The organism is Streptomyces sp. NBC_00425, assembly GCF_036030735.1.
Lineage (GTDB): Bacteria > Actinomycetota > Actinomycetes > Streptomycetales > Streptomycetaceae > Streptomyces.
Genome location: NZ_CP107928.1, coordinates 8,096,348 through 8,110,501 on the forward strand (window position 1 = coordinate 8,096,348; position 14,154 = coordinate 8,110,501).

The following is a 14,154-nucleotide window of genomic DNA, read 5'->3' on the forward strand; positions in this document are numbered from 1 at the left end:
CCAAGGGATTCTCGTGACCGCGCAGCTCATCGACGGCACCACCGTTGCCCGGCAGGTCCGTTCCGACGTCGCCTCCGGCGTCGCCGCACTCGTGGACGCCGGGGGGAACGCGCCCGGCCTGGCCACCGTCCTCATAGGCGACGACCCGGCGAGCGAGGTGTATGTCCGGAACAAGCGCCGCGCCTGCACCGCGGCCGGCATGACCGACCTGCACCGGCATCTTCCAGCCGAGACAACTCAGGATGACGCTGCCGCGCTCATCGACGAACTGGCGGCCGACCCTGCGGTCTCAGGGATCCTCCTGCAGCTGCCCACACCGGCCCACCTGGACGCCGCCGCCCTGCTCGCGCGCATCCCGGCGCACAAGGACGTCGACGGCCTGACCACCGTGAACGCCGGATTGCTCGCCCAGGGCAGCCCCGGCCTGCGACCCTGCACTCCCTCTGGGGTGATGGCCCTGCTCGACGCCCACCGGATTCCTCTCGAGGGGGCCGAAGCCGTCGTCGTCGGCCGCAGCACCTTGGTCGGGAAGCCGATGGGCCAGCTGCTCCTGGAGAGGAACGCGACCGTCACGATCTGCCACTCCCGCACCCGCGACCTGGCCGCCGTGTGCCGCCGCGCCGACGTCCTGGTGGTGGCGGCCGGCATCCCGGGTCTCATCGGCATCGACGCTGTCAAGCCCGGCGCCACCGTGATCGACGTCGGCATCCACCGCTCCACGGCGGGTCTGCGCGGGGACGTGGACACCGACGCCGTCGTCGGCACCGCGGCCTTCGTCACTCCCGTCCCCGGCGGCGTGGGCCCGATGACCATCGCCATGCTCCTGGCCAACACACTCATTGCCGCGCGAGCACAGCAGGCGGATCGGTGTGGCCATCCTGGGGTCAGCTCCCTGCGCGGCCGGCGAGCGGACGTCCTCGGCGACGGCGTCGGCACGACGCCGTGACGAGATGGCGCGACGGGACGGCCGCGGCCACGAGACGGGTCGTGGGGTCACGGCCGGCGGCGCCACCGTCCTCGCCGGGTACGATCACCCGTGCTTCGGCCGGTGGCCTGCCGCCACCACGCGCCAGGTCGACGCAGGTCGCCTCGGGAGCGGGCCCTCGTCCGGTTGCCCGCAGCGCTGAGGAGCACCGCCCGCCCTGTCGTCCGAGCGGTGCCCCGACCCGTTCCGGTCAGACGCGGCGGCGGGTGAAGCGCTGGTTGGGGTTGCCGCTGTAGGTGTACTGGGCAATGCGGGCGCCGTCGGCGGTGGAGTATTCCCAGACATCCATGGCCAGGCCGGACTCCCGGTTGACGAGGCTGATCACGCCACCACCGTGATCGACCACGCGCCAGTGCTGGCTGGTGGCGTTGGTGTCGGCCTGCTGGACGACGTCCGCGCCGGTCGCGCTGCCCGTGGGTTGAAGGTACAGGCCACTGTGCTGTGCCTTGACGCGGACGTGCCCGTTGCCGGCGTCGATGAACTCGAACTGCTGGTTGGGGCGAGTGTTGCTGGTGCGCTGGACGAGTTGTGCGCCGGCGGCGGTGGAGGCTCCGTTGATCTCGGCGGCCTTGCCGCTGTGCTGGGCCAGCAGGGTGTAGAGGCCCGGGCCGCCGGGGGAGTCGCCCAGCTGGGCTTCCCACCTGGTGTTGGACCCGGACGCGTCAGCGGGGAGGCGGTCCCGTGCGGCGGTGTCGCCGTAAATCGTCCAGCGGGCCCAGTCGACGACGGTCCTCGGGAAGCGCTGGTCGCTCCAGAAACTGGTGTGGCTGCCACCGACGAAGGTGAGGAAGGCCTTTGGCCAGGTCATCTCCGAGTACGCCTGCCGGGCCGAGGAGTACGACGTGGTCGAGTCCCGGTCACCGTGGACGAACAGGACCTTGGCCGAGACCGAGGCGGCGGGGTTTCCCATGTCCACGCAGGACTGCGGGTTGGCGGAGACGATCCGGCTGTCGGGCCAGGACGTCAGCAGACCGTGGGTGACCATGCCGCCCAGGGAGTGGCCCGAGACGCCGACGCCGATGCCGGTGTTGAGGTGCCCGGCCAGCGGTCCGCTCGCGTTGAGCGCGAGGGTGTTGGTGAGGATCTGCGAGACGTCCTTCGAGGTGTTGCCGTTGTTGACGTCGGTGAAGTTGTGGTTGAAGTGCGGGGCGGGGACGACGAAGCCCGCTGAAGCCAGGGCCCGGATGATGAACAGGGAGTTCTGCGGGCTGCTCCCGTAGCCGTGGGTGAAGTTGTAGACGGGGAAGACCCCACTTGCGACCGGGGCGTCCGTCACCGGGCTGCCGCCGGCCGTGCCGGTGGCCGGGTAGTAGACGTAGGTGGTGCAGGGGCGGCCGCCGCGGGTCCAGTTGTACCGGCGCACGCCGACCGCGAACGGTGTGGTCGGCGCGGTGTCCAGCGGCCCGGCGGCGGCCGGTGCCTGTCCTGCCCCCAGCAGGGACAGGCCCACGCCGGTCGCTCCGGCCGCGCTCATGGTGAGGAAGGTCCGTCGTCGCAGGGTCATGGTGACTCCTTGGGTGCGGGAATGGGTGGGGGGTTCGGCGTTCGGCTGGTCCCGATGCCGGGTGCGTCCCGTCGGCGGCAGAAGCCGACAGGGCGACGGGGCGCACGGCGCGACAGCGGGTGTGGGTGCTCCTGCCACCCGCGAGGGGTGGCGCGAGCGGTGTGCGGTGGGTCGAGCGCCCCGGATGTCGGGGCGAGCGTGGCCGTTCCCTCGAACACGGCCTGGTTCTCCCAGGCTGGCTATGAGGTGGTCACGTCGTGTTCGCCGTGTCCGGGCATGACGTCGATGACCGCCGTGACCGGTCCTGCGGCGGTCGTCCCGGTGACTGTCACCTCACCGGGCCTGTCGGTCGACCCGGGTGGCAACGGCTGCCAGCGGACGGGGACATTGGTGATCTTGTTGTTGACGGTGGTGAGCATGCGGAGGGCGGAGGGCAGCGTCGGGGAGGCCCCCACCATGGTGCTGGTGTAGACGGTGTCCTGGAGGATGTGCTTGGCGCGGCTGGCGTTGAAGACGTTGATGGACGCGTGCGGCTCCCACGTGTTCGCCAGTCCGGGCACGGCCCGGAACATGGGCTGATATCCGGCCGGCTCCCATACCAGTGCCCCTGAACCTCGGTTGTCGACCACGTCGTTGGCGGCCTGGAACACCCTCCGGATGGCGTCCGCCTGGCCCTGAATCGTGCGCTGGTAGGGCGAGTTGGGCAGCGGCGAGCCGTCGCCGCCCGAGGCGGGATAGGCGGTTTCGGCGATGTCGATCTCGTAGCCGGGATGGGTGGTGGCCATGGTGTTCAGGTTGCGCTCCAGCGCCTCGGGCGTACCGTGCCACTCCGGGTAGTACGAGATGGCCAGCACATCGGGTTTCTGACCTTTTGCCTTCACACGTGTGAGGAACTGGTGCCAGAACTCCATGGTCTTGTCGAGCTTGTCCTTGTCCACGATCACGTGTATCTCGACCTTGGACGTCGGTGACGCGTCGCGGACGGCCTTGATCCCGGCCGCGGCCAGGGTGGTGAACCGGTCCCACGACTGGTCGTAGAGCTGCCGCTCCACCGGGTCGGTCGACCGCCAGTACTTCCACAGCAGGCCACCGCCGGGCTGGGACTGGTAGATGTCGGCCTGGTCGACGAAATACGGCGGATTCGTCGTGCCGATGTCTGCCGCCTCACTGCCGTACATGAAGCCATTGATGATCTCGTTGCCGACCGCCACCTTCTCCGGCGTGGTGCCCTGCCGGATCAACCGCTTGAGATAGTCGGCGGTGAAGCCGTACACGGCCTTGGACAGGTCCGCGAACTCCAACTCGGCCCAGGCGCGTGGCTTTGGTTGCTTGCTCGGGTCCGCCCAGGAGTCCGCGTAGTGGAAGTCGATCCCCAGACCCATGCCGCGCTGCTTGATCCGCTGCGCCGAGACCAGTGAGCGCTCCGGGCCCTGGCGGGGTATCGGCGTCGGTTGGCCGGTGCTCTCGCTGCGTGGCTCGTTGAATATCCGCAGCCGGCTGTACTCGATGCCACGGTCCTTGGCCACGTCGAGCAGGTGTGGCCCGGCGCCGCGGTCTGCGGCCAGGGGGTCGACCCAGTACTGCCGGTCCTGGACGTCGTCCATCCAGGACAGATCGGCGCCGAGGGTGAGGTCGTCCCGCAGGTAGTTGAGGACCTGGAGCTCGCTGACCCCGGCCCGGGCCTTGCCCGGGCCACCGGTGAAGGTCAGCCGGACGAAGCGCGTTCCCGGCCGGGTGAACAGGTGCACTTCCCCTCGCGACACGGATCGGTTGTGGGACCTGTCGGCGATGGTCTTCCACCGGCGACCGTCGGACGAGGCCTCGACGACGTAACGGTGGGCCACGCCACGGTCCGAGAAGAACACCTTGACCTTGCGCAGGTTGTCGTAGGTTCCGCCGAGGTCGACGGTGAGCCACTGACGGGCGCCGGCACTACCGGGTTGCCAGGACGTCGCCGGGTCGCCGTCGATGGCCAGACGGGCGTTGGACGAGCCGGTGGCGGCCGTCGCCGAGGCCCAGGGCTTGGCGGCGATATTGCTTTCGATCGGCTTGATGTCCGCGGTTCCGAAGGTCGCGTGGGCCGACTCGGGCACCATGAGTAGATTCGCGGACGCCATGGTGACCAACGTCGTCGTGACCGCGATGGCGCGGGGGAGACGCGTTCTGCTCATGTCCTTCTCCTGACGATGTCACGCACGGGCGGCATGGGCTGTTCCGTACGCTCTGCCGGTCGCAAGGACCGGCAGAGCACGGAATGTCAGTCAGCCGACATCGAGGTAGTCGACGTTGGGCAGTCCGGCTGCCGTGGTCGGATCCCACCGGATGGTGTTGCTGCCGGCGTTCAGCGAGACGGTCACGGTCTTGGTCGTCCACGTCGTCCACGCACCGGTGGACTCGAACGAAAGCGCCCCCGCCGTGGCTCCGTTGACGGCGAGGTTCGCGGGCCTCGCACCGGTGGTGGCGCCATTGGCGAACCGGATCCCCAGCGTGGCCGTACGGGCGGTCTCGGAGTTCACGGTGAACTCCGCGAAGGCCCCCACAGTGGGGTCGCCGTTGCAGAACCCGCTGCCGGAATAGCCGGCTTGATTGGAGTCGATCGTGCCCCGGCACTGCGCCGGAGCGGTCTCCGCCTCGTAACGCCCCGGAGGTGCTGGTGTGCCGGCCGAGGTCTTGACGAGTGAGAGCTGGTCGACGATGACGCCGCCCGAACCCGACGCCCGCACGGTGACCGTGGCGGCCCCGCCGGGCAGCTCGATGCCAGTGAGCTCGCGTTTGCCCCAGTCGCTCGACGACGGGATGCCGAGGGTGCGTTGGCTGCCGTCGGCGCCGGTGATCACGACCTGTCCGGCACTGCCCCGAGCGTGCAGGGACAGGGTGTAGGTGCCTGCGGGCACCGACTCGACCCGCTGCTCGACGCCGCCGCTGTTGCTCACCTGGAGGGCGAAGCGAGACCCGTTCACCCCACCGTTGACGTTGGTCACCGAACCACCGAGGTTCCGCCATCCCCGTACGCTGGAGACGATGACGCGGTCGGCCTGGATGTCGGGGTTGAGGATGTAGTTGTTCGCCGGCCCGACGCGCCACTCCCCGGTCGTGGCGTTGAACTGCCACTGGCTCACCGAGTGGAACTGCGGCCGTGCGCCGGTCTTGGTGATCGGCACCCACTGGTTGTACCCGATGCCGTTCCAGGCGAAGTCGGCCCAGCGGTCGCCGGCGTAGAGCACCGTGTTCTGCTTGGTGCCCTTGACCGTCACGAAGAACCCGGTCTGGGTCACGTGGCTGTAGTCCATCTCGGTGCCGGCGAGGACGTACTCGCTGCTGTAGGAGCCCTGGACGTTGCTGCTGGTCGACTCATTGACGTAGTTGACGGAGGTGTTCCAGCCGTGCAGGTCCGACGCCGCGTGGTAGTACTTGCCGTCGAGCTTGAACATGGCGTTGCCCTCGCGACCGGCGCCGCTGCGGATCTGCACGGCTGGCTCGATCCGCAGCGAGTCGGACTCCCGGAACTTGGCCACGAAGCCGCGCGACCGTCCTTCGCGGTTGGAGAAGATCAGGTAGTCCTTGCCGTCGTCGTCGGTGAAGACGGTCTGATCCCCGGTGCCGGTCGTGGGCGAGTTGGTGATCTGGGTCTGGAAGTAGCCGTAGTCGAAGGTGTCGGTGGGGGAGTCACCCTGGAGGATCAGGACCCCGTGCCCGCCTCCGACGTAGGCCTGGGTGGCGAGGACGTACTTTCCGGTGTTCTCGTTGTACGAGACCCCGAGACGCCCGACCCACCCTGCCTGGCCGAGGGTGGCGCCGTTCTGGATCCTGGTCGAGCGCGTCGCGACGTTGTTCTCGAACTTCCAGTTCACCAGGTCCTTCGAGGAGTACACGGGGACCGAGACGAAGCTGACGTTGCCGTCGTACTTCTTCGTCGGATTGGCCCGGTAGAGCTCGGCGCCGGTGTAGTGCACGCCGTACCAGTAGTAGGTGTCACCGAACTTGAAGACCCCACCGCCCTGCGAATAAATGGGGTTGCCGCTGGTGTCGTTCCAGAAGGTGTTGTTCGTGATGGTCTGGAACGTGCCCTCGTCCGCGGCCTTCAGATCGGCGGCGGCGGTCATCAGTGCCGTCTTCGCGTCGGCGACGTCCGACGTGGTGGCCGAGGAGTCGTCGGCGACCTCGGCCGCGGCGGTCAACGCCTTGGCGAAGGGCTTCCAGGAGTCAGCCGTGTACTTCGTCGGAGTGCGCGTCTGGTAGTCGGACACCAGGTATTCGAGGCCGCGATCCACCACCGGTCCAGCAGCCGCCCCCTGGTCACGGAGGTCCGTTGTCTGTCTCTGCGTCGCAGGTGTCTCCGCCGCGGCGGTGCTCGCCGAGAGCGGCGCCGCCAGCGCCACGGACAAGACGGTGGCGGCGGCCAGTTTCCAGTACTTGGAGACGACACGAGGTCTTTGCCTCAAGAGGATCACCTTCCGTCGTTCTCAAAGGCGCCGAGATCCGGCGCACTTCCGCTGAAGGGCAGTCCCACGGCGGTGCCCTTGTCGATCAGCGCACTGTTCGCCGCGAGACGGAGGTGGGACAGCACGGGCAGGCTTCCGTCGCTCTGACGGGGCGCGTCCCAGCCGGACGTGGACACACTGCGGAACTGGGAGTCCGACAGGGGGACGCCGAGGTTCCAGGAGTTGTACGCCGCGTTCGTGCCGCTCATGTTCGACGTCGCCGTTCCGGTGTAGGCGATGTTGTTGCGCAGGTTGCCCCGTCCGACGGCGGCACCGCGCGAGTCGATTCCCAGCATGTTGAAGTTGGGGCGGTTTCCGTATCCGGTGTTGTTGAAGAAGTCGTTGGCGACCGGGTGGTGGTTGGCGTAGAAACCGGCCCCCTTGTTGAGGAACGCCACTGAGAAACGGACGGTGTGCTTCGGTGCGTTGGCCTCGTAGTCACCCCCGTAGCCGCCGGACTTGAAGCCGGCCCCGTTGCCGGCGGACGTCGTCGTCCCCGGCACGTACCCGTTGCGCCAGGCCCACGAGTTCTCGATGGTCACCGGCGCATACGTGGAGATGAGGTCGAAACCGTCATCGGCGTTCCACCACGAGCGGCACCCCCGGAACACGTTCGCGGACCGGCCGGCCGGCGTGTAGTGCGCACCGAAGCCGTCGGCGTTCTCGCCGGGTCCGTCGCTGCTGCGCGGGTCGTAGTTGTCGTGCGCGTCCGAGTTGAGGACGAGGTTGCCGCCCCCGCCGCTGATGAACAGGCCGGTACCCATGTGGTGGTGGGTGTCGATCTGCTCGAAGACGTCGTTGCTGCCGGACACCCAGATCCCCCAGGACTCGGCGTTGCGGTTGTTGTTCTGGGGAACGCCCTTGACTTCCAGTCCCTTGAGGTGGATCCAGCTGCCGGTGACGTCGAAGCCCTTGATACGGCAGTTGTCCGTCATCTGCGAGAAGTCGAAGACCGGTCTCTCGCCCGGCTGGGCCCAGTACCGGATCGGGTTGCCCGAGCTGCCGCTCTTGTTGAGGGTGATCGCGTCGACCTTGGCGGTCTGGCTCGAACAGGCGCTGTTCGCGCGGGTGTAGGCGTAGGTGCCGCCCCGGAAGTAGACCGTGTCGCCCGCCGTGGCGACGGCCTGTGCGCGGGCGATCGATGCCCACGGAGCGGCCTGCGTGCCTGCTGCGCCGTCATTCCCGTTCGGGGCGACGTAGTAGGTGTTTCCGGCCGCCGCTGCACTCGCGGACGCCGAGCCGGGGACCATGGCGACGGAACTCGCCGTGACCACCGAGAGCAGGAGGGCGGGGGTGCCGAACTTCGCGGTTCTCACAGCGTCATCTCCCGAGTCATGTGTCTTCCCGTGCGGCAGTAGGGCTCGTGCCTGCCTGCAGAACTCAGCGCAGGTGCGAAAGCTGCTTTTCGAAGGGTGGGACCACGCGCGTGCTTCTTCAGAACTTCATGGCGCCGGCGGCCAGGTTGGCGATGAAGTGGCGCGAGCCGATCAGGAAGACCCCTATCAGCGGGATCACCGACATGAGCGCTCCGGCGATGACCATCGACTGGTCGGTGGTGTAGACCCCGTTCAGCTGCTGCACGGCCACTTGCAGTGTCACCTTGCCCGGGTCGGTCATCACGATCAGTGGCCACAGGTAGTCGTTCCAGATGTGGAAGAAGGTGAAGATCCCCAGGAACGCCAGCCCCGGGCGCAGCACCGGCAGCCCCACCGCCCACCACTGGCGGAAGAACCCGGCCCCGTCGACCCTCGAGGCCTGGATCAGCTCGTCGGCGATCGCCCCCTGCGCGTACTGGCGCATCCAGAAGATTCCGAACGCGTTGGCCGCACCGGGGATGATCAGAGCCTTGAGCGAGCCGACCCAGCCGAGCCAGGCCAGGGTGACGAACTGCGGCACCAGCGCCAGCTGCATCGGGATCATGAAGGTGGCCAGCACGATCCAGAACAGCACCCTCCGCCCGGGGAAGGCGTATTTGGCGAAGGCGAAGGCGGCCAGCGAGTCGAAGAGCAGCACCAGGAACGTCACGCTTGTGGCGGCCACGACGGTGATGCCCATCGACCCCCAGAAGTCGATCCCGTCGAACACCTTGTCCATGTTCTCCCACAGGTGGGGGCCGGGAATGAGCTTGGGCGGGTAGGCGAAGATGTCCCCGGTGGTGTTCGAGGCCATCACGAACATCCAGTAGAACGGGAAGATCGTGATCAGCACGCCCAGAAGGAGCACGGCGTGGCCCACGACGGTCCGCGACCGGGCGGCGGTCTCAGCGCGCACTTGACTTCCCCTTCCGCTTGCCGGTGCCCGGCACGTCCTCGTCCCCGCCGCCGATCAGCCGCCAGTTGATGACGGAGAACACCGCGATCAGAAGGAACAGCGCCCAGCCGACGGCAGCGCCGTAGCCGAACCGGTTGAAGACGAACGCCTGCTGGTACAGGTAGAGCACGATGGTGGTGGCCTCGCCGCCGGGCCCACCGACGTTGCCGTTGTCGTCCACCGGGAACAGCACCTGCGGCTCGGTGAACAGTTGCAGCCCGCCGATGGTGGAGGTGACCGCGACGAACAGGATCACCGGACGGAGCATCGGGACGGTGATCCGGAAGAAGGTCTGGCGGTCGTCGGCGCCGTCGACCTTGGCCGCCTCGAACACGTCGCTGGAGATGGCCTGCAGGCCGGCCAGGCAGATGATGGCGTTGTAGCCGACCCACCGCCAGACGGTGATCGCCGCCACGGACACCTTCATCGCCCATGGGTCGGACAGCCAGCCGACCTCGCCGGAACTGATCGCCCGCAGCGCGCTGTTGAGCAGCCCGGAGCTGTCGCTGAAGACCGAGCCGAGCACCAGGGTCATCGCCACGATCGAGGTGATGTTCGGGACGAAGTAGGCCACCCGGTAGAACGCCTTGAACCGCACCGTGGTGTGCAGCGCGTAGGCGATGACCAAGGCCAGAAAGACCATCGGGACGGTGGACAGGATCCAGATGATCAGCGTGTTGCCGATCGACTGCCAGAAGTCGGAGTCGGTCACCAGGTACGCGAAGTTGTCCCAGCCGACCGACCGCGTCTCCCCGATGCCGTCCCACGACATGAACGACAGGTAGACGGAGAAGCCGACCGGGAAGACGCCGAACACGGCGAAGAGGATGAAGAACGGGGAGACCGCCGTGTACATCGGCCAGTAGCGGCGCCAGCCGGGCAGCGGCCTGGACCCGTCCGGCGGTGGCTCGGCGGTCCTCCCGCGCCGCTCGACTGTCTTCCCGCGCGCAGGGACATCGGCGAGGCCCATTCAGATCGCCCCCTCGCGGGTGAGTTCACGCTCGATGGTGTTCTGGGTGTCCCTCCATGCCGTGTCGACGTTCTTGCCGGACTCCACGTTGGCGAGCTCGGCGGCGAAGACGGGGTCCATCACCCGGTCGTACGGACTCTTGTAGACGGTCCTGACCTGCCGCGCCGACGGCCCGAACACCTCGATGGTGCGCTGTCCGCCGTAGAAGGGCCGGGGCTCACGCATCTCCGGGCTCGTGAAGGAGTGCGGGGACGACGGGAACAGCGACATCTCCGTGAACGCCTTGACCTGGTTCTCAGGAGACTGCAGCCAGGTGATGAACTTGTAGGCCGCTTCGGGGTTCTTGGAGTACTTGGTGACCGCCAGGAAGGACCCCCCGACGTTGCCGGAGCCACCGGGCGGGTCGGCCACCCGCCACGTGCCCTTGGTCTTCGGCGCGGCCGACTCCGGGAAGGCGAGGCCCCACCACACCGCGCCGATACCGACCGGCTGGCGGCCGCTGGTGATCACTCCGTACAAGTCGGGGGAGCCTTCCGGGGCGCCGGCCGACAGGCCGTCCCTGCCGATCCGGTAGGCCAGTTCGAACGCCTCGCGCAGTTCGTCCCGGTCACCGATGTACCGGCCGTCCTCAGTCATGAACTTGCTGCCCAGCTGGCCCAGGCGGATGCTCCAGACGTGGCGGATGTTGGGGCAGATCACCGCGCGCTCCTGGAACTTCCGCAGTTCCTTGCCCAGGGTGATGAAGCCGTCCCAGTCCGGGGCGCGGGCGGCGAGCTCCTTCGGGTCGGTGGTGATCCCGGCTTCCTGAAGCAGGTCGGCGCGGTAGAACAGCCCGGTGGGGCCGGTGTCCATGGGGAACGCGATCATCCGGCCCTCGGGCGTGACGCACTCGTTCCACTTCCAGTCCAGGTACCGGTCCTTCAGCTCGGCCGCGCCGAAGTCGTTGAGGTCGACGAAGACGTCCTGGTTGGGGAAGTAGGTGGCCACGTCGGAGTTGATGCCGATGATGTCCGGCACCAGGGACTTGCCGGCGAGCGCGGTACGCACCTTGGTGTTGAAATGGCCGCCGATGTTGGTGCGGCTGAGTCTCAAGCCCTGAGCCCCGGGAATGCCCTTCGTCTCCGCCCGGGTGACCAGCTCGTCGCTCACCGACCGGTCCCAGGTCCACAGCGTGATCTCATCCGGGTCGCCTAGCGAGCGCTGCGACCCGCAGCCGGCCGGCCCGAAGCCTCCGGCGGCCGCTCCGGCGCCCAGCGCCAGAAACCGTCTTCGTGACACTGCCATGGACACGTGCACCACCTTCCGAGCGAGCGGCCCAGCCCCTGAACTCTCGGGCGGTTGCCGAACAGACATCGCGAACGGCCGTTCTGGTTGAACGGGGGCGGCGTGCTTGAGGAGGCTCAGCACGCCGCCGGCACGCTGCACACATCGCCGCCCATGAGCGGCGGTGCGGACCTCATGGCCCACAGGACGAAGTGGCCGCGCACCTTCGTGTCCGTAAGCCCGGGCGGCCGACCTCCGGCATGCCCCTGCTGTTGACTTCGGTGACCCACGCGAACGCGGCCGCTGAAGTACTGCGGATACGTCGTGTCCGAACCGCCAGCCGTGACTCACCCATGGAGAGGCCTCCTGTCACCACCGATGCGGAGATCGCCTTGCGGTCGTACTCTCGCCCGGCCTCCGCCTCCGCCTCCGCCTCCGCCTCCGCCTCCGCCTCCGCCTCCGCCTCCGCCTCCGCCTCCGCCTCCGCCTCCGCCTCCGCCTTCGTCGCACGCCGCGGCCCGGTCGGAGCCGCTCGCGGCACGTGCCGTCCTCGAGGCCGCCCGCGAACCGACCGGCCCCGGTTCGCGCCCACCGCCGCGTGTTACCTGAGATACGCGGCGAGCGGGAGGTTCTGGCGGCGCACGTCACCGGCGACGAGCCCGGCGATCCGCTGGGCGCCGTAGGTGTCGAAGTGGGTGTGGTCGTTGCAGAAGAAGGTGCCCAGGGGACCGCTGCCTCCGTAGTCGCCGTTGTTCGGGCAGAAGTGGAGACTGTTGTAGAGCGAGACACTGAGTGTCTGCAGGTCGATGACGGGCGCCCTGGTGGCGGAGCCGGCGGCGAAGGTCTCGTTGACGAAGCCGCGGTTCTTGGTCGCTGTGCTGCCGGAGCAGGTGATGGCGGCGACCGGGGTGAGCAGCACCGGGTGCGCGCCCCGGGCCAGGGCGGCCTGCGCCATCATGGTCATCAGCTGTTGGTACCGGGCCGGGCCGACGTGCCGGGGGCAGGTCGAGGAGGAGTCGTTGATGCCGAACTGGATGAACAGGTAGTCACCGGCCTTCATTCCGGTGGTCGAGTTCAGCATCGCCTGCCAGCGGGACGAGTACGTGCTGGAGGTGAGGCGGCACTCACCGTCCGAGCCCTTGGTGCTGCTCACGTTCCCCTCGTACAGCCAGGTCTGGATGCTGCGGCCTCCCACGGCTTGGTTCTTGACGGTCACGTCGCTGTTGAACAGGGCGTCGAACTGGCTGCCCCAGCCGACCGGGCACCGGCCGGAGCTCGGGTTGGCCATGGTGGAGTCGCCGGCCAGCCACACGGTGACCGGCGCGGCGGCCGCCGGTGCGGCCGAGGTCTGGGCGTGGGAGGCACTGGTGCAGTTCGTGGCGACACGGTCCGCCGCGGACGCGGCGCTGACACCGAGGCTCGACAAGGCGATCACGAGCGCGGTCGTGATGAGAATCCGTAAGTTCCTCAACGGGTCCCTCCTTGGGACTGGCGCCGGGCGTCGGTCAGCGCAGGTACGCGGCCAGGGGCAGGCGCTGCTCGCGGATGCTTTGGAGCACCAGCCCGCCCATCTGGCTCGCGCCGTATTGAGAGAAGTGGGTGTTGTCCGTGACACCGTCGACGGATGAGCGCAGGAAGAGCTGTGCGGAGGCGGACGGGCCGAGAGACTCGACCAGCGTCTTGCTCTTGGTGGTCAGATCGATCACTGGCACGTTCTGCGCCGTGCCGACCGAGCGCATCTCGGCGGGCAGGTTCACTTGGAGGCCGTTGACGTGCAGTGCTGTGGGCGTGAGCCGGCTGCCGTTGAACTGTCGGCGGACCGGCGGGGTCACCAGGACCGGGACGCCGCCCTTCGCACGGACCTGCGTGATCATGGAGGTGAGGTTGCTCCGGAAGGCCGACGCGCTGGTCTGCTTGTCGTTGTGCCCGAACTGGATGAACACCGCGTCGTTTGCCTTGACCTTCGACAACAGCGCCGGGAAGAGCGCCGAGTTCCTCAGGAAGCTGCCCGAACTCTCCCCCGAGTCCGCGTAGTTGGCGACGGACGCTCCTGGGCGCACCGCCGGCGTGATCATCTGGCCCCAGCCCGTGTACGGGGCCACGGGCTGGTCGCACACGGTCGAGTCACCGGCGAGGTAGGCGACCAGCGGCTGAGTCGCCGGTTTCACGGAGACGGCCTTCACCTGCGGGTTGGTGCCCGCGAACCGGATGTCCAGCCCGGGGTTTCCGGTGCCGCCCTGGCCGGTCGGCTGCCCCTCCGGCTGCCGTACGTTGACCGTGAACGAGTACGTGGCGTTGGCACCGGCCGCCGTTTTCGTCGCCGGAAGCATCAGGCGTCGCGCCTCCACCCACATGTCGGTCTCGGCGGCAGTGACACCGCCGATGGAGACCGTCACGTCGTAGTTGCCGGGAGAGACCGCGTAGTGACACTTGATCGGCGCAGTGCCGGAACAACCGGCTGGCAGCGCCCGCGTGGCGACATCGGCATGCGCCGCACCGGTGCCGACCAGCGTCGCAAGAGTCAGCAGGCCCACCACTCCCAGCCTGACCCCGTGCCCTTCGAGACCCGATGCCATGTCCATTGCAATCACCAATCCCCATCCTTGACCGGAGAGTTGCCCGGGTTGAGGTCCATGGCCCG

General features: G+C 68.2%; 10 protein-coding genes. 1 reads left to right on the forward strand and 9 read right to left on the reverse strand.

Going from position 1 to position 14,154, the window contains the following annotated elements:
- Nucleotides 1-13 precede the first annotated feature (13 nt).
- Nucleotides 14-946, forward strand: a complete 933-nt coding sequence (gene folD, locus OHS82_RS35700; protein WP_266728824.1) for a bifunctional methylenetetrahydrofolate dehydrogenase/methenyltetrahydrofolate cyclohydrolase FolD — start codon at nucleotides 14-16, stop codon at nucleotides 944-946.
- Between the two features lie 229 nt (nucleotides 947-1,175).
- Here the strand turns inward: folD and OHS82_RS35705 are convergent, their stop codons facing one another.
- The 9 genes from OHS82_RS35705 to OHS82_RS35745 form a co-directional block, all read right to left on the reverse strand.
- Complete coding sequence (locus OHS82_RS35705; RefSeq protein ID WP_266728826.1) at nucleotides 1,176-2,489, reverse strand: RICIN domain-containing protein; 1,314 nt, start codon at nucleotides 2,487-2,489, stop codon at nucleotides 1,176-1,178.
- A gap of 239 nt (nucleotides 2,490-2,728) precedes the next feature.
- Entirely contained in the window at nucleotides 2,729-4,660 is a 1,932-nt protein-coding gene (locus OHS82_RS35710) for a glycosyl hydrolase 53 family protein (RefSeq protein WP_328435248.1), read from the reverse strand.
- A gap of 90 nt (nucleotides 4,661-4,750) precedes the next feature.
- The gene (locus OHS82_RS35715; protein WP_443061838.1) at nucleotides 4,751-6,763 is read right to left on the reverse strand and encodes a family 43 glycosylhydrolase; all 2,013 of its coding nucleotides are present in this window, start codon (nucleotides 6,761-6,763) and stop codon (nucleotides 4,751-4,753) included.
- 173 nt (nucleotides 6,764-6,936) lie between these two features.
- Nucleotides 6,937-8,286, reverse strand: a complete 1,350-nt coding sequence (locus tag OHS82_RS35720) for a right-handed parallel beta-helix repeat-containing protein (RefSeq protein WP_328435250.1) — start codon at nucleotides 8,284-8,286, stop codon at nucleotides 6,937-6,939.
- A gap of 118 nt (nucleotides 8,287-8,404) precedes the next feature.
- Nucleotides 8,405-9,241: a carbohydrate ABC transporter permease gene (locus OHS82_RS35725; RefSeq protein WP_266728834.1), complete on the reverse strand. Its 837-nt coding sequence runs from the start codon at nucleotides 9,239-9,241 to the stop codon at nucleotides 8,405-8,407.
- Nucleotides 9,231-10,250 carry a carbohydrate ABC transporter permease gene (locus OHS82_RS35730; protein WP_328435251.1) on the reverse strand — a complete coding sequence of 340 codons (1,020 nt, stop codon included), beginning with the start codon at nucleotides 10,248-10,250 and terminating at the stop codon, nucleotides 9,231-9,233. The genes OHS82_RS35725 and OHS82_RS35730 overlap by 11 nt, the downstream gene beginning before the upstream one ends.
- Entirely contained in the window at nucleotides 10,251-11,534 is a 1,284-nt protein-coding gene (locus tag OHS82_RS35735; protein WP_319095532.1) for an ABC transporter substrate-binding protein, read from the reverse strand.
- Between the two features lie 580 nt (nucleotides 11,535-12,114).
- Nucleotides 12,115-12,984 carry an SGNH/GDSL hydrolase family protein gene (locus OHS82_RS35740; protein ID WP_328435252.1) on the reverse strand — a complete coding sequence of 290 codons (870 nt, stop codon included), beginning with the start codon at nucleotides 12,982-12,984 and terminating at the stop codon, nucleotides 12,115-12,117.
- A 34-nt stretch (nucleotides 12,985-13,018) separates the two neighbouring features.
- A complete protein-coding gene (locus OHS82_RS35745) occupies nucleotides 13,019-14,095 on the reverse strand; it encodes a rhamnogalacturonan acetylesterase (protein ID WP_328436146.1) in 1,077 nt (358 codons plus the stop codon).
- Between the last annotated feature and the right edge of the window lie 59 nt (nucleotides 14,096-14,154).